The organism is Psychrobacter sp. AOP31-B2-9, assembly GCF_052378005.1.
In the GTDB taxonomy this organism is placed as follows: Bacteria; Pseudomonadota; Gammaproteobacteria; order Pseudomonadales; family Moraxellaceae; genus Psychrobacter.
Genome location: NZ_JBQSXG010000021.1, coordinates 20,112 through 35,998 on the forward strand (window position 1 = coordinate 20,112; position 15,887 = coordinate 35,998).

Sequence of the window (15,887 nt, forward strand, 5' to 3'; positions counted from 1 at the left end):
TTTAATAGCAGCTATTTAGCTAATTTTATCGGCCCACTGTTCTAGGCTAACAACAATATCTTGATATGCTGTCTCAAAAGCACTCATCTCATGTTTATAGGGGTCGGCAATATCTTTGTCTTGCCAATGACCGAGCTTAAAAGTCTTGCCGCGACAAAACGGCCAGCGCTCTTCGATCCACTTGGTTTGGCTGTCTGACATAGTAAAAATCAAATCCGCTTTTTTTACCAAGTCCTCGTCAACTTGTTTGGCGACATGATTGGTGATATCTATTTCTTGCCCTGCCATAATCTCTAGCGCGGCAGGATCTGCAGAGTGCCCGACTAAAGCCCCCACCCCTGCAGAATCGATATTTTTATGAGGGTAACGTTGTTTCAATAACGCTTCTGCCATGGGACTACGGCAAATATTACCGACACACACCACTAAAATATTATCAAATGCCATAATAATTATTACCTATTATTTATAAACCCAATGCCTATAAGCCTGAGAGCGACCTAATAGCTGACGTAGAAGGTAAAATAGCGCTGATAACACGATTCCAACGCGTTAAGCCAGTTGGATCGACATAAACAATATCATTCGGGTGCATCTCGAAACGATTGGCTAGCGCAAAGCTGGTTATGGTCTGCATATCTACATAGTAAATATCTGTCGCTCGTGTATTTAAATTATCACGTACCACATATATTTTAGCCGCATTTGCTGTAGCAGAATTTAGCCCTTTAGACTCACCCAAAACCTGCGCCAAACTAATACCTTGCTCTAAAATAGGCACTGGCTCTACTTGACCAAACTCACCTAAAACATATACTTTATTACGGTCTTGACTATTAACATGGATAGAATCACCATCTCGCAGGTAAATTTGGTTAGCAGAAGCGCCCATTTGGCGCAGCGACTCCAGTCCGATGTTATAGCTAGTACCGTTACGGTTTAGCACGACATTATTTGAGTCGCCCGTAGGAGTGGCTCCGCCAGCCATAGAAATTGCGCCATAGAGCGACACAGGCACATCAGCAATAGCAAACTCGCCCGGTTGTTTAACCTCACCATCAATAAAGAATTTATTGCCACGGTAGTTAACGATTTTGACCTGCGGGTCTGAATATTTAAGATAACGTTGCAGTTGTTTCTGTAAATTGGCCGTAAATTGTGGCACGCTCATGCCACTGGCTTTAATACGTCCAATAAGTGGAAACTGTACAAAACCTTGTTGATCAACAGGGAAGCCCAAAGCATAAGGGTTGGCAGTGTTACTACTATTTGTCAAAGGCGGCGCAATCTCTGGATACCCTACTAGCGTAATACCTAAAATATCACCTTCCGAAATTCGGTAATCAACTTGCCCAGAGGTTCTTAGCAAACGCGTTAAATCGCTACTAGGAACAACGGCCTGCTTCGGAGGCAAAGTCCCCAAATTTAACGGCTGCACATTAAACTGTATACCACTCGCAGCTACGAATGAACCATTGGGCGGCAGATCACCAGATTGTAGGCCAGAGTTAATGCTGGAACAGCCTGAAACCAGACCTATCATAAGCACAGACGCCACACCTAATAGCTTTGATGAATTGAAGAACATAAAAAAAACCTTTATAAATCACAGATATAAGCAGCGTCTAGCAACGAGCGCAATTGAGACAACCATACTAAAAAGTTACACCAACCATAAAAAAGCAAAGCCATAATAACATAGGTGGTTAAATAGTGAATAATAATAGGCTATTTTTGGCAAAAATTACGCAATAGTAACAATTAGTTTATATTCATTTCTTATGAAGCTTTTAATTTTTAATGTCAATTAGCAATACTTAATAAAGCTTCATCTACTCGCTAATTATAATAGCCTTAAAAGCTAATCTTAAACATAACTTCGATAAATAGCGTATAATACTCGGTCCAATTTCATACATTGAGAAATGTAAACCCACCGACTCAAGGATATCGTTATGAAAGATGAAAAACTGCAAAAAGCACTCGCCCGCATGGGACTTGGCTCACGTCGTCAGATGGAAGAAGTGATTAAAGCAGGGCGTGTGACCGTCAATAATGGACCCGCAACCATCGGCGACCGCGTTGAACAAGGCGATGAGATTCGTGTTGACGGTCGTCAGATCAAATATACGGCTGAAAATGAAAAGCGTCGTCGCGTTTTAGCTTATTACAAACCTGAAGGTGAAGTTTGCTCGGCTAATGATCCAGAAGGTCGTCCAACTGTTTTTGAACGTTTGCCAAAACTGACTCATGATCGCTGGGTTATGGTTGGGCGCTTAGATATCAACTCGACTGGCCTGCTATTATTTACTAATGATGGCGAGATGGCGCATCGCTTAATGCACCCATCTAGCGAAATCACCCGTGAATATGCCGTACGTGTACTTGGTGAAGTAACCCCAGACATCGCTCGTACACTAACGTCTGGCGTTATGCTAGAAGATGGTATGGCACAGTTTGAAGATATCAAATAAGGCGGCGGTGAAGGCGTCAATAAATGGTATCACGTCAGACTAAAAGAAGGTCGAAATCGCGAAGTGCGCCGATTGTTTGAATCGCAAGGTCTTAAAGTTAGCCGTCTATTACGTACGCGTTACGGGTCGATTGCGCTGCCAAAAGAGCTGCGTACTGGACGCTTCTTAGAGCTGGATAAAAAAGACATCAATACCTTAACCGATTTGGTCAGCCTACGCCCACGTCACGGTACTGGTTTGCATGGTGCAGCTAAAGAAAAGCAAGAACGTATCAAAAGCAAGCCGCTTAAAGCGCGCCGTGTTGACAGTCGTAGCGATAGCCGTCCTAGCAGCGCAAAACCTAAAAGCAGTGGCAGTCCTGCCAGTCGCGGTTCACGTAATACCCGCGATCGTAACAACAAGCGTTAATCAGTCACGGATGTAAGCATCCGACCATCCCCCTATTGCGATGGCATCCAGAGATGAGGTAACAACTCATCTAGATCATCTTGAATAGGCAGGCGTCTTAGCACGTCTATCAAATAGGCAGACACATCCAAGCCGTTTAAGCGAGCCGACTGGATAATCGACATAATATTCGCAGCACGCTGCCCACTTCGTAGCGAACCTGCAAACAACCAGTTTTTACGCCCAAGCGCCCACGGGCGCATCTGATTTTCCGCCCAATTATTATCAATCGGCAATCTCCCATCATCCAAATAACAAGTCAGCGCTTGCCAACGTTTTAGGCAATAATCAATCGCCTTAGTAATACTGGCATTCTTAGTGGTTAACTGTCTTTTTTCTTGTAACCATTGGTGCAGCTTATCCGCAATCGGTTTGGCTCTATCCTGCCTGATTTTCCGGACTATCTGGGGATCTCTTGGCATTGGGGGTGTGTTTTTTTCAAATCGCGCATCAATCTCACGTTCAACCGCATACAACTGCCCGAATAACGCTAATGCGTCAATGCTAATAACACTTTGTCCAGTAACGTGCAATTCATGAAACTTACGCCGTGCATGGGCCATACAACCGATTTCGCTCACGCCTTGATGAAATAAAAACTTATATCCACTGTAATCATCGCAAATCAGCTTACCGTGCCATTTGTCTAAAAAGGCTTTAGGGTGCTCATTACGACGGCTCTGGGCAAAGTCATACACCACCGCTTTTAATGCACCGTGCTGTGGAGTGAGATACGCCCAAACATAGCCTTTCTTTAATGATTTACTGCCGGCTTTCACAGGGTTTTTCATGATAGACACCGGTGTTTCATCGGCATGTAAGATAGGCTCAGACAGTAACCGCGCATGCAAGCGATTCACTAAAGGTGCCATGGCAACACCACAGCGTCCCACCCAGTCTGCCATGGTGGCATCGGGAATATTTACCCCACTTCGCTTATAGATAATATTCTGCCGATATAGAGGCTGATGGTCTGCATACTTACTAATGAGAATGTGAGCAAGCAGCTCAGGGGTGGCGATGCTCTTGTTAATGATTTGCTTGGGTGCAGCCGCTTGATGAATGATGTCACACTCACGGCATACCCATTTTGGATAGAGGTGTCGCTCAATATAAAACTGCTTGGGGATGAGTCCAAGTTTGTCCTGTTTATCCTCCCCAATTCGCTTCATTTGACAGCCGCAGTCACAAACGGTGGTGAGTGGTTCATGAACCAGAGTTTTAACCTCAAGGTTGTCAGGAATAATCGTGTATTTAGCACGCTTTGCTTTTTTAGGCTGATCAGTGGCTGAGGGTAGCGATCCGTCAGTGATCTGTGTGCTTGGTTCAAGGTCGCTCTCACCGATGAGCATTTCTGTCTGGATAGGATCGATAGCAGGTAGCTTGGCAAGCTGATCTTGGGTTAAGTCGCTGCGGTAGTCATCTCGGATTTGTTCTAGTGCAGATAAATCTTCTTGCGCAGCTTCCTGATTTAAGTGGGTTTGTTTGGCACTTAAGCCTTCGCTCTTTTGTCCATACAGTTGATGGATGAGCCGCTTTTGTTTTTCGATGAGTTCCAGTACTTTTAGATACAGCTTGTGGTTTTCCTCAAAGGTTTTATTGACGAGCTGCTGTAGTTGATCGTGACGCGTGTTTGTTTGAACAATCTGTTGCTGCAGGTGCTCATTACGCTGTTCAAGCATACTGATTTTCACCAGGAGCTCGGCGTAAATGGGGTCTTTCGATAAGTCGGATAGAGTGGCAACAGTCATGGTGCTATGTTGCCAGAGTTTTATTTGCCTGTCATCGGGTATTTATAGGATGGGGGTTAATTTATCTTTGCCCATGTTACGCCAAGGTAATCCACTGATTAAGGCATTAAATTGCTCACGATTGATGCTGATGCCGGTTTGAGTGGGGGTGAGTGGTTTGGTTAAGCCATGAAACTTGCTGTCGTCTAGCTGACGGCTACAAAGCCATACGCCAAGTCCGTCATGAATGAATACTTTCAGCCGTGTGCCTATTTTGTTGTAAAACAGGTAGGCACAGTGAGGGCGGATGCCTTGGTGCTGGGTGATGATGTGAGCCAGTAGTTTGCCGCTGCCACATCGCATGTCCATGGGCGCGGTGGATAGCCAGATGTGATTGATGGGTATCATTGTAGTCCTCGTAGTAGGTCAATCAAACTTTGGGTGTCTATTTGGGCAATAGTGAGGCTTATGGACCCAGGTCCTGGGGCTCTGATTTGCAGCTTGATGTTTTGTATTACGGAGGGTGAGGACAGATGAGTTGCTTGAGGTTCAAGGCGGATTGGGATAAAGCAGGGGTTTGGATCAGCAGGACTGTTTATGGCAGCAGGTAATATGCCAGTTTGAGTCTTTTTGCGGTGATGCTGACGTTTCCAGTTATGGAGAAGGTTCTGGTTGATGCCATGGTCTCGAGCGATACTGGCAATTGATCGCCCTGAACCTTCAGCTTCTTGTACTAAAAGTTCTTTAAACTCAGCACTGTAAGTTCTACGTTTGGGTTTGTTAGGTGGTTGTGTTGTCATGTTAGTGTCCACGATTATTAATCGTGGACACTATCTCGCATTTTTTAAGTGAGGGAAAGATGGGATGGTCGGATGCTTACTTAGTTTTTAAAATTTCAGTTAAAACAATTAAAATTTTAAATTCTATAAAAATCAAAAGCCTACGATAAGTTGAGATTGGCGTATTATATAGAACAAATCATATACCGACTTTTGTCAGTATATAAAAATTGGTCGAACTCTACTGCTTAGGTGTTAATATCATCATTTTTTGGGGTGTGCTATTATTAGCCTCAATAGAATAAAGAACTGTATGTTTAGCATAACCTAGCAAAGAAAAGTACTGCTAAGTCAAATCAGAAATGACTTAGCAGCGCTTTTAAGGTTTTGCGAAATACTCAGGTGGTATGTGTGATATTGGGGTTTGATCCAAACTGCCCTCGAGCTTGTAACATCTGTGGCACACCAAGCTTTGGTCCTTGTGATGCATGAAGACCCATCGTAATCCCACCGATAAGGCCACCAATAATAATCGCTAATACGGACCACCAAAAAGACAGTCCACTAACGATACCGATTGCTCCAGTAATCAGAGCTAAAGGCACCATGTTAAAACCAAACCAAATACCAAACAGTTCGCGCGACTTTCCTGTACGTTCATCTAAAGGAATAAACTCAACGCTTCTTTTTTCCATACTTATCGACGTTTTCGTCGGCTCATCACTATTATTCATATATACCTCTATTGCTGGCTAATGTTATTTAAAACGCGTGCGTGATATGTCTAATGGAATAATCAAACAGGAATTAACCCTTACTTTAAATACCAGCTTGTCCACCACCAATCACTAACGTATCCGTTGTCTGCATCGTCTTCTCCAGTGAATTAACGTCCATTAACATTTATTAACACCTATTAACATCCTATGGGAAACAACAACGATTAAAACAACTTTTTAAATAACTACTGATTAGGAAAAACAAAATTAGCCAAAAGCGACATGTGAGCGCCACAGCCTAAAATTAGACTTTTTTTTGGTTTACTATTTCTGAATTAGAAGTACAAAAAATCAGAATAGATAAGGATTTAGGGTTTACCTATACTAAATGTTCCTCATTCATATCATTAGAGAGTACAGAATATGAAACATGACAGAATTCGCCGCTTTAATACAAAAAAAACTTATCCCGAGCAAAATATAGATAACGATCTGTGTCAGGCAGTTGTGGCAAGAGGGCGTACTGTTTTTCTTCGAGGTCAAATTGGACAAAATCTCGAAACCACAGAAAGTGTTTGCCTTGCCGATGCAGAAGGACAAACAGAAAGAGCGATGTACAACATCGATATGCTGTTGAAAGAAGCTGGTGGTGAGCTAGAAGATATCTGCAAAATCACTATTTATATCGTTGATCCGCGCTATCGTGAAGAGGTTTATCGTGTCGTTGGTAAGTGGCTAAAAGGCGTATACCCTGTCTCTACAGGTATCGTAGTCACTGCGTTAGCAAGACCTGAATGGTTAGTAGAAGTAGATGCTACTGCGGTCATTCCTGACTAATTTAGATTATTAAGTAAACACTATTGTATTTGGAGATTAACATGACCTTTTCTATTATTGCTCGCTGTAAAAAAACAGGACAAATTGGGGGTGCAGTATCGTCTTCTTCACCTGCGGTTGCGTCAAGATGTTTACATAGTCGCGCTGGGATTGGCATGGTCATGAGTCAAAATATTACAGATCCTATCCTAGGTACAAAAATTCTGGATATGTTACAGCAAGGTAATACGCCAGAGAGTACGATTCAGCACTTGGTTGAAAAGGAAGACTTTATACAGTATCGTCAATTGGTTGCCTTGAACAATGCAGACAAAGGCGCGGTATTCAGTGGAGAACATACGTTAGGCGTTAATGGGTATTTTATTGGTGAGGATGTGGTTAGTGCGGGAAACTTACTCGACAATACTTTAGTACCACAAGCGATTGCTGAGGCGTTTGAACAAGCTGATGGACCACTTGCAGAACGTCTTTTGATTGCGATGAAAGCTGGTTTATCTGCTGGCGGCGAAGCTGGACCCGTCCATTCAGTTGGATTAATGGTCATGGCAAAAGACATACAGTGGCCTATCGTCGATTTACGGATAGACTGGTCAGAGAACCCGATTGACGACCTATCGACTGCTTGGGAAGTCTATGCGCCACAAATGGATGACTACATAACAAGAGCGGTTAATCCAACGACTGCACCAAGTTACGGCGTACCTGGCGATTTGTAAACAATGAATTTATAAATAGTGGCTTATAAATAGTTATTTATAAATAATATAGTGTAATACGACGCATTATATTTAATAGTTAGGGTGCGAAAATATAGTTAAGTTCAAATAATTTCGATACAAGGAAACCGAGTGCAAGCGATACATTAGTATGGTTAGCGAGGATGACGATGTAGCGGATTTATATAAATTTCACTATATCCCTTTATTTAATATATGAGTATATACATGAACCGCCGAATCTCTTTACGTCAAATGGAATATTTTGTTGGTGCTGCCAAACATGGCAGCATTGTAGCTGCTTCAGAAGAAGTACATATCTCATCACCATCGATTTCCGGTGCCATTACTCATATCGAGCAAGAGTTAGAAGTGCAGCTGTTTATTCGCCAACACGCGAAAGGTCTACAGCTAACACCAGTAGGTGAAATACTCAAAAAAAAATGCCAAAAGATTTTAGATGAAGCATCAGATTTGTATGACTGGGCTGCTGAGATTTCTAGTGAGGTAAAAGGTAAGCTCAAACTAGGTTGTTATATTGGAGCAGCGCCAACTTTATACTCTGAAGTCATACAACATTATTCTCAAACCTTTGAACAAGTTGAGATTGATTTAAATCTAGATACACCTCGTATGCTGATGATGACCGTACTCTCTAACAAATTGGATTTAGCACTAACTTTTAATTTAGAAATTGATGAAAGGCAGGTGAACTTTCAACCACTAGCGAGTTTACCGCCTTATGCTTTGGTAGCTGCAAACCACCCTTTAGCATCTGAAAAGTCCGTATCTCTAGAAACCTTGTCTAAACTGCCTATGATTTTATTAGACATACCTTATAGTCACGAATATTTTTTATCGCTTTTCGAACAGCAGGGTCTAACCCCAAATATTCGTACCCAAAGTCATTATGTTGAAATTGTGAAAACAATGGTTGCCAATGAATTGGGATACAGTATTCTCAATACTAGACCTAGAGTAAATACGGCTATGGATGGTAAAGAATTGGTACGAATACCAATCAGAGGAAATCTGAGACCAATGAAAATAGGTGTTATGACGCCACTCAATGCCAATAATACATTATTGGTAAAATCATTTATCCAACACTGCCAGCGCTGCTTTGCCGATGGCAACATCCCTGGAATGAGCGCCTTATAACAATAACCAATCACCTTGAAATTTACGAGATTATTTATGTCACTAATAAATAAAGAAAGCAGTATAGATATACTAAAAACATTGATTGGTTTTGATACCACATCTTATAAAAGCAATTTATCTTTAATCGAAAACGTTCAATCATTATTGGAAGGTTACGGAATTTCAGTGGTTGTCGATCATAATGAAGAAGGCAACAAAGCCAATTTATTCGCTTCTACTGGTCCAATAGAGGAACATGGTGTCTTACTATCAGGACATACCGATGTGGTTCCTGCCAACAAAGATCATTGGGAAAGTGATCCTTTCATCGCAGAAGAACGTGATGATAAAATTTATGGGCGTGGTTCAACAGATATGAAAGGCTTTGTCGCCTGTGCAATAAGAATAATGTGCCAAGCCAGTCAGCATAAGCTCTCTATCCCACTGCATTTATGTTTGTCTTTCGATGAAGAGATTGGTTGCTTAGGCGTTAGAAACATCCTACCTAAGTTGCCAAATTTGATGAAGGCGCCACGGTTTTGTGTGATTGGTGAACCGACTTCTATGCAAATAGCGTTAGGGCACAAAGGCAAAGCCGTGTATCAAGCGCACTGTAGTGGAGAAAACGGTCATTCTTCTATGGCACCCAATTACCGTAATGCGATTCATGTTGCTACCCAAGTGGTAACCTCATTAATAGATAGCCAAAATGAATTAGCACGTAGCGGACAACGTGATGAAGAGTATGATATTCCGTACACCACTATTCATGTTGGCAAAATTCAAGGTGGCACCGCGTTAAACGTGGTTTCAGACAGCTGTACCATAGATTATGAGATACGCCACATAGCAGAAGATAGTATTGACACGATTAACGATATCATCAATACCAACCTGCAAAAACAAGCTTACAGTCAGTATGCCAACATCCAATTTATGAATGCTTATCCAGGGTTAAGTACCAGTCGTGAGCATCCTGAATTAAAGTTCTTGAAGTCATTGCTTTCAGATGACACCACCGTTGGAAAAATACCTTTTGGTACAGAAGGTGGTCTTTTTTCTCAAACTTTTGACAGTCCTATTTTTGTCTGTGGTCCAGGTTCAATGGAACAAGGTCATAAGCCCAATGAATATGTAGAAATCTCTGAAATGAATAAGTGTGACTTGTTTTTAGAAAATTTATTAAAACAGTTGCAATAGCATAAAACCCTGCCAGCGAGAATAGCAGGTATGACTGCTTAGATGCTTTCAGCAGTGGTTATATCACTCTTATGATATTAGGGCGTGTTGAAGAAACCGTTATATTTCGCTCTAGGATAATGGCATCCTACTTTTTAGAGCACCATACGATTTTCTACTATTTTAATACACGGCACTGGATCATCATTTTTGTAGATAACTCATAGCAGGTTTTTCGGCTCTCAGCCCCCAACACAATACTTAGGTAATGTACGCCATCATCAGTCCAGTGATTGACTAGATTAGACCCAATACCCACCAAGTTGACTGTTTTTACACCTAAAATATTTGTATGAGTGTGCATCAGCTTATTGGTGTTCAACACCCTTTTGCCATTAAAGGTAAAGCTTTTTAATGCACAATAAGCAGCCACCTCAGGATATTGCCTGATAAATATTTTAGCAAGTGTGCTCATGTCTTGCGCCGTGGTATGGGCGTTTTTATTTAAACCGGAACTACTGCACCAGCGGCTGTTGGTTAAACCCAATACCTGTGACTTTCGCACCATCTTTGTGACAAAACTGGCTTCATCGCCAGAGTGCCAACACGCTAATGCAAAAGCGGCCTCATTGGAGCTAGCAATCAATGCTGATTGCACAAGAACTGACAACGCTATTTTCTCGTTTTTTTGATAAAACTTATAGTATTCACTACTGCCTTTTAATAAATCGACAGGCATCTCAACGAATGTTAATGCAGGGTCCAAGTTATCTTGCTTTACTTTATCCCATACCAACATTACTGTCATTAATTTGGCCAATGACGCCATTATTTTTGGGGTATCCGCCTGTATAAACATTATTCGCTGGCAATTTGGTTATTTTGGATATCAAAACGCTCAAGCAGTATAGTCAGTCCTAAATAAAACAGATACAAATGTAACCATGCAATACTGGTATACATTTTCCTTGCTTGCTGTGCCTGCGCAGACAGAGGCTACGCAAAATGCACCCAGTATCGCTGTATTTATTTTATAGTGGATCGACGATATGGCAGCATTGGTATCGATTTTTCTCATAATGCTACCTTTACTTGCAGCTTATCTTTATTAGGGCGGGTCCTCATTTAAAAAATGGTGATAAAAATGAGATAAATTGTCCTCAAACAAGGAAAATAGCGCAGATAATATCGAGATATTAGTTAGTTATTTGACGCTGTTTGGCAAGATTTAGCCATTTTCAACCCATTTAGATGTCTATCGATTGAATTGAGGACACGCCCTAGTAATTAAATGCGACTCATATTAAAACAACTTATTAAGGCCAATACCGTTTGAAGCTTTGATCAAAATATGGTCATCTGTCTCAATAAACGATGCGAGATCAGCACTCAAGGCTTGCGTATCTTGAAAATAATAGATCTCGATACCTGATTGTTTGAGCATGTCAGCCACCACACCGGCGTCATCTGTGAGGTTGTAGCTTAGGTCATGCTCACCATCAGCCAATGGCGTGGTTGGTGTTAAGGTCACGCTACCATCGTCGTTGGTCACGGAGGTTGAAGGCACAACTGCTCCATCAATGACCAATTGCGGTGTGCCGTTGGCCACTTGATCCGCAGGGACGGTCACACTTGGGGTGTTGTCGTTAGTTACACCGCCATCAGCGATGGTTTCTACAGGGTCAAGCACTTCACCGCTGCCGTCATTAGCGACGTTGTCTGTCACATCAGGGGCGTCAGTTGGTGTCGTTGGTGCTACCGTGTCTACGGTAAAGTCGGCAGCCGCACTTTGAGTGCTGACATTACCCGCGTCATCGGTTACGGTGGCGGTCACACTATACTCACCATCGGCAGTGATGCCTGTTGCTCCATCATTTGGAATGGTAACCTCAGCACTACCATTACTGGCATCACCCGCTGTCACTTCATACTCAACGGTGATGGCTGTACCACCATCTGGAGTGACGGTTAAGGTGATGGTGTCACCCGCTAGTGTTCCAGTCGGTAGTGTTACTTGGGTTTGAACACCGTCTGCGAATTCGGTGGCGTTCACGCCATCGGCGGCTTCGGCAATAACAATCACTGGCGCTACTTGATCCGCATCCGTTTCACCGCCTGGGGCGATGGTGTCTACAATGATTGTGGTAGCAGGCGCATTACCGCTTAGGTTACCGGCGTCATCTGTGAGGTTGTAGCTTAGGTCATGCTCACCATCAGCCAATGGCGTGGTTGGTGTTAAGATCACGCTACCATCGTCGTTGGTCACGGAGGTTGAAGGCACAACTGCTCCATCAATGACCAATTGCGGTGTGCCGTTGGCCACTTGATCCGCAGGGACGGTCACACTTGGGGTGTTGTCGTTAGTTACACCGCCATCAGCGATGGTTTCTACAGGGTCAAGCACTTCACCGCTGCCGTCATTAGCGACGTTGTCTGTCACATCAGGGGCGTCAGTTGGTGTCGTTGGTGCTTGCGTGTCTACACTTACATTTTTGGTCGTAGGAGCACTAGTACCATTATCATTGCTAGCAGTAGCCCTTAAGGTTTCAGCTCCTTCGCCCATGGCTGCTACATCAGCGGCAACCACTGCCACACTCCAGTTACCATCGATATCAACCGTCGCTGGTTGACCGATCTGAGCTATGCTGAATAAACCGTAGAGATAAACTTGGTAAACTAAGCACAATAACAGGAGTTTATCATGACCAAGAAAATCAGAACCTACAGTGACGAATTTAAAGCCGAAGCCGTCAAGAAGATATCAGACAACAACGGCAATATTTCAGCTACTGCAAAGCAGCTCGGGATCGCCATGCAAACCTTATCGAACTGGAACAACAAAGCTAATCAAGGCAAACTTGCAGGAACAGCTCAATACGATCCTGATCTTATGACGGCTCTTCAAGAAATAAAGCAGCTCAAGCGACAACTTAAAGTTGCCGAAGAGGAGCGAGAGATCCTAAAAAAGGCCACGGCGTACTTTGCAAAGCACAGTTAGTCAAGTACGCCTTTATCAAAGACAACCAGCAAGTCTTTAGCATTAGTAGCATGTGCCGCGTACTACAGGTTAAACCCTCAAGCTACTATGACTGGCTGGGTCGTCATATCAGCTGTCAGCAGGTACATCGTAATCAGTGCGAGTTATTGGTTAAAGCCGCTCACAATGAAACGAAAGAACGTTATGGCGTAGATCGACTGCATGCTCATCTAAGCGAGCAAGGGCATGACATTAGCCTGTATATGGTAAGAAGCATCAAAGAGGAACACGGCATTAAATGTCGTCGTCATAAGCGCTTTAAAGTGACCACCGACTCTAATCACAACAAACTGGTCTATGATAACGTGCTGGATCAGCAGTTTGATGCCAAGTGTCCTAATGAGTCTTGGGTCAGTGACATCACCTATATCTGGACACATGAGGGCTGGCTGTACTTAGCGGGAGTCAAAGACTTATATACCAAAGAGCTGGTCGGCTATGCGATCAACAAACGCATGACCGCAGATTTGGTCTGTCACGCATTGAACATGGCAATCAAAAACAAACGACCTGCCAAAAAACTAATAGTCCATTCTGACAGAGGCAGCCAGTATTGCAGCCATGCCTACCATAAGATCATTAAACAGCATCAGTTTACAGGATCTATGAGCGCTAAAGGTAATTGCTTCGACAATGCTCCAATAGAAAGCTTCTGGGGCACTTTAAAGAACGAGCTGGTATATCATCAGGATTATAAGACTAGATTTGCAGCGATCAACGATATTATTAGATACATCGAGCTGTACTACAATCAGACTAGAATTCAAAAGGGCTTGAGCTATAAATCACCAAGACAGGTGTGGTTTGATTATTATCGTCAGGCTGCGTAACTAAAATCTCCCAAGTTTAAGTCTACGGGATTGACGGCAGGGGTCAATCTGATCACCTGCTTCATTGGTCAAGGTGATGGTGTCACCTGTTGTACCAGTGCCGGTGATGGCAAAGCCTGCGTCAGCTTCAATGCCGTTAACAATGTCGTCGCCTGTGACCGTATCGATGAGTGGTGCATCAGCATCAGCATCGGCATCGGCGTCAGCATCGGCGTCAGCATCGGCGTCAGCATCGGCATCGGCATCAGCGTCTGCATCAGCGTCTGCATCGGCGTCAGCATCAGCATCAGCATCAGCATCAGCATCAGCATCAGCATCAGCATCAGCATCAGCATCAGCATCAGCATCAGCATCAGCATCAGCATCAGCATCAGCGTCTGCATCAGCGTCTGCATCAGCGTCTGCATCGGCATCAGCGTCAGCGTCAGCATCGGCGTCAGCATCAGCATCGGCGTCGGCATCGGCGTCTGCATCGGCGTCTGCATCAGCATCGGCATCAGCATCGGCATCGGCATCGGCATCGGCATCGGCATCGGCATCGGCATCGGCATCGGCATCGGCATCGGCATCAGCATCGGCATCGGCGTCTGCATCGGCGTCTGCATCAGCATCGGCATCGGCATCAGCGTCTGCATCAGCGTCTGCATCGGCGTCAGCATCGGCATCAGCGTCGGCATCGGCGTCAGCATCGGCGTCTGCATCAGCGTCAGCGTCAGCATCGGCATCAGCGTCGGCATCGGCGTCAGCATCGGCGTCAGCATCGGCATCAGCGTCGGCATCAGCGTCGGCATCAGCGTCGGCATCATCTATTTCAGGCGCTACATCGGTACCAGGCTCACTGGTGTTACCAGCAGGATCTGTTGCCGTAGCCGTAACGGTTTCACCTTCAGTTAGCGGGTTATCACTGGTATCAATGGCAAAGTCACCATTGTCATTAACAGTGGCGGTGTAATCCAGTTCACCGTCTCCATCAGTGTCTACTTCGATCGTGGTGCCAGGCTCGCCTGTCCCCGTAATTCCAGTACCATCTTCATTCACATCAACGGTTGGAGCAGCAGGAGCCATAGTATCAACAGTAATGTCTGTGCTAGTCGGCTCACTGGTGTTGCCAGAAGGGTCTGTTGCTGTCGCTGTAAGGATCTCAGAACCTTCACCCATAGCATCAACGTCGTCTTGGTCAACCAGAATGCTCCAGTTATCGTCTGTGTCCACGATAGCAGTGCCAATAGTATTGCCACTATTGTCTGTTAAAGTAATGGTATTCCCAGCTGTCCCAGTACCAGTCACTATAAAACCATTAGCAGCTTCGGTGCCGGTGACGATATCATCACCAGTAATCGCATCAACGGTTGGCGTGTCGACGTTGACACTACCATCAGAGTCATCACCATCACTACCGCCACTAGAAGCAGCCGCAGCTGCAAGCCCTATACCGGCAAGACCAGCTAGCCATACGCCCAGACCTGTCGATTCTGTAGCAGCTATCCACCACGGTGTAACCTGTCCATCTCCACCTAAGGCCTGACCTTGTACTTCACCCAATTGCAACTTTGTAACATAATCTGTTACTTCACCAGTATTAGGAAGATAGTAATAATAGTTACCATCTTCAGCAGCACCAATAAGCGCACTATTGATATCATCATAAAACCCTTCAATTATAAGATCGGCATTTTCGCTGTTATCTTCAAAAGAAACATGAAGGTCGCTATTTATCCGCTTAGTTATAATTTGATTTGGTGCATAACCAGTAGACTCATCAAGGAGTTCATAATTGACGTTACTAACAGCTTCAATAACTGTAGGTTCTCCGTTCTCCGTGATGATTTTGTGCTCAGAAATAGTCTGGATTTGATCGTTTACTTTTATCACTATAGCATTCATAAAATCATCCTTAATTAATATCATAGGTTAAATACATATCTATATAAAACTACGAACCGATTTACATAATTTTTCTTAACGAATATAAAAAATACCACTTACTTTTTGACAT

At 43.7% G+C, this 15,887-nt stretch carries 14 protein-coding genes and 1 pseudogene; 6 read left to right on the forward strand and 9 right to left on the reverse strand.

The features are described 5' to 3' along the window. Positions 1-15: 15 nt before the first annotated feature. Both ACT3SX_RS04275 and ACT3SX_RS04280 read right to left on the reverse strand, forming a co-directional pair. A complete protein-coding gene (locus ACT3SX_RS04275) occupies positions 16-447 on the reverse strand; it encodes a low molecular weight protein-tyrosine-phosphatase (protein WP_442069573.1) in 432 nt (143 codons plus the stop codon). Between the two features lie 34 nt (positions 448-481). After that, positions 482-1,588 carry a polysaccharide biosynthesis/export family protein gene (locus tag ACT3SX_RS04280; protein WP_442069574.1) on the reverse strand — a complete coding sequence of 369 codons (1,107 nt, stop codon included), beginning with the start codon at positions 1,586-1,588 and terminating at the stop codon, positions 482-484. A gap of 367 nt (positions 1,589-1,955) precedes the next feature. Here ACT3SX_RS04280 and rluB point away from each other — a divergent pair. Then, a pseudogene (gene rluB, locus ACT3SX_RS04285) lies at positions 1,956-2,882 on the forward strand (23S rRNA pseudouridine(2605) synthase RluB). Between the two features lie 32 nt (positions 2,883-2,914). On the opposite strand, the gene tnpC reads toward rluB, so the two are convergent. From tnpC to ACT3SX_RS04305, 4 genes are all read right to left on the reverse strand, one after another. Next, positions 2,915-4,672, reverse strand: coding sequence for an IS66 family transposase (gene tnpC / locus ACT3SX_RS04290; RefSeq protein WP_442069575.1), 1,758 nt, complete (start codon positions 4,670-4,672; stop codon positions 2,915-2,917). A gap of 42 nt (positions 4,673-4,714) precedes the next feature. After that, entirely contained in the window at positions 4,715-5,059 is a 345-nt protein-coding gene (gene tnpB / locus ACT3SX_RS04295) for an IS66 family insertion sequence element accessory protein TnpB (protein ID WP_442073227.1), read from the reverse strand. After that, positions 5,056-5,451, reverse strand: a complete 396-nt coding sequence (locus tag ACT3SX_RS04300) for a transposase (RefSeq protein WP_442062847.1) — start codon at positions 5,449-5,451, stop codon at positions 5,056-5,058. Before ACT3SX_RS04300 ends, tnpB begins: the two co-directional genes overlap by 4 nt. A gap of 377 nt (positions 5,452-5,828) precedes the next feature. Continuing rightward, the gene (locus ACT3SX_RS04305) at positions 5,829-6,164 is read right to left on the reverse strand and encodes a cytosine permease (RefSeq protein ID WP_442062850.1); all 336 of its coding nucleotides are present in this window, start codon (positions 6,162-6,164) and stop codon (positions 5,829-5,831) included. A gap of 408 nt (positions 6,165-6,572) precedes the next feature. On the opposite strand from ACT3SX_RS04305, the gene ACT3SX_RS04310 reads away from it, so the two are divergent. The 4 genes from ACT3SX_RS04310 (at position 6,573) to argE (ending at position 10,045) form a co-directional block, all read left to right on the forward strand. Then, entirely contained in the window at positions 6,573-6,986 is a 414-nt protein-coding gene (locus ACT3SX_RS04310) for a RidA family protein (RefSeq protein WP_192992408.1), read from the forward strand. Between the two features lie 41 nt (positions 6,987-7,027). Continuing rightward, positions 7,028-7,702, forward strand: coding sequence for a DUF1028 domain-containing protein (locus ACT3SX_RS04315; protein ID WP_192992409.1), 675 nt, complete (start codon positions 7,028-7,030; stop codon positions 7,700-7,702). 228 nt (positions 7,703-7,930) lie between these two features. After that, a complete protein-coding gene (locus ACT3SX_RS04320) occupies positions 7,931-8,863 on the forward strand; it encodes a LysR family transcriptional regulator (RefSeq protein WP_192992410.1) in 933 nt (310 codons plus the stop codon). A gap of 36 nt (positions 8,864-8,899) precedes the next feature. After that, on the forward strand, positions 8,900-10,045 hold the full coding sequence (gene argE / locus ACT3SX_RS04325) for an acetylornithine deacetylase (RefSeq protein WP_226945142.1): 1,146 nt from the start codon (positions 8,900-8,902) through the stop codon (positions 10,043-10,045). 157 nt (positions 10,046-10,202) lie between these two features. Here the strand turns inward: argE and ACT3SX_RS04330 are convergent, their stop codons facing one another. Further along, on the reverse strand, positions 10,203-10,883 hold the full coding sequence (locus ACT3SX_RS04330) for a serine hydrolase (RefSeq protein ID WP_226945143.1): 681 nt from the start codon (positions 10,881-10,883) through the stop codon (positions 10,203-10,205). 444 nt (positions 10,884-11,327) lie between these two features. Then, positions 11,328-12,710 carry an Ig-like domain-containing protein gene (locus ACT3SX_RS04335; protein ID WP_444761677.1) on the reverse strand — a complete coding sequence of 461 codons (1,383 nt, stop codon included), beginning with the start codon at positions 12,708-12,710 and terminating at the stop codon, positions 11,328-11,330. Positions 12,711-12,725: 15 nt separating this feature from the next. Here ACT3SX_RS04335 and ACT3SX_RS04340 point away from each other — a divergent pair. After that, positions 12,726-13,891 (forward strand): IS3 family transposase gene (locus ACT3SX_RS04340; protein ID WP_192520997.1). Its coding sequence is split into 2 segments (ribosomal slippage): positions 12,726-12,984 and positions 12,984-13,891, totalling 1,167 coding nucleotides; the frame shifts between segments, so codons are not numbered across the junction. Here ACT3SX_RS04340 and ACT3SX_RS04345 read toward each other — a convergent pair. Next, positions 13,892-15,775, reverse strand: coding sequence for an Ig-like domain-containing protein (locus ACT3SX_RS04345; RefSeq protein ID WP_444761678.1), 1,884 nt, complete (start codon positions 15,773-15,775; stop codon positions 13,892-13,894). Positions 15,776-15,887: the final 112 nt, after the last annotated feature.

What these genes read in the sequence shown, in the direction of transcription:
- ACT3SX_RS04305 (WP_442062850.1), bottom strand. Translation starts at nt 6,164, where the DNA reads ATGAATAATAGTGATGAGCCGACGAAAACGTCGATAAGTATGGAAAAA.
- ACT3SX_RS04310 (WP_192992408.1), top strand. Translation starts at nt 6,573, where the DNA reads ATGAAACATGACAGAATTCGCCGCTTTAATACAAAAAAAACTTATCCC.
- ACT3SX_RS04320 (WP_192992410.1), top strand. Translation starts at nt 7,931, where the DNA reads ATGAACCGCCGAATCTCTTTACGTCAAATGGAATATTTTGTTGGTGCT.
- ACT3SX_RS04315 (WP_192992409.1), top strand. Translation starts at nt 7,028, where the DNA reads ATGACCTTTTCTATTATTGCTCGCTGTAAAAAAACAGGACAAATTGGG.
- ACT3SX_RS04345 (WP_444761678.1), bottom strand. Translation starts at nt 15,775, where the DNA reads ATGAATGCTATAGTGATAAAAGTAAACGATCAAATCCAGACTATTTCT.
- ACT3SX_RS04275 (WP_442069573.1), bottom strand. Translation starts at nt 447, where the DNA reads ATGGCATTTGATAATATTTTAGTGGTGTGTGTCGGTAATATTTGCCGT.
- ACT3SX_RS04330 (WP_226945143.1), bottom strand. Translation starts at nt 10,883, where the DNA reads ATGTTTATACAGGCGGATACCCCAAAAATAATGGCGTCATTGGCCAAA.
- tnpB (WP_442073227.1), bottom strand. Translation starts at nt 5,059, where the DNA reads ATGATACCCATCAATCACATCTGGCTATCCACCGCGCCCATGGACATG.
- tnpC (WP_442069575.1), bottom strand. Translation starts at nt 4,672, where the DNA reads ATGACTGTTGCCACTCTATCCGACTTATCGAAAGACCCCATTTACGCC.
- ACT3SX_RS04280 (WP_442069574.1), bottom strand. Translation starts at nt 1,588, where the DNA reads ATGTTCTTCAATTCATCAAAGCTATTAGGTGTGGCGTCTGTGCTTATG.
- argE (WP_226945142.1), top strand. Translation starts at nt 8,900, where the DNA reads ATGTCACTAATAAATAAAGAAAGCAGTATAGATATACTAAAAACATTG.
- ACT3SX_RS04300 (WP_442062847.1), bottom strand. Translation starts at nt 5,451, where the DNA reads ATGACAACACAACCACCTAACAAACCCAAACGTAGAACTTACAGTGCT.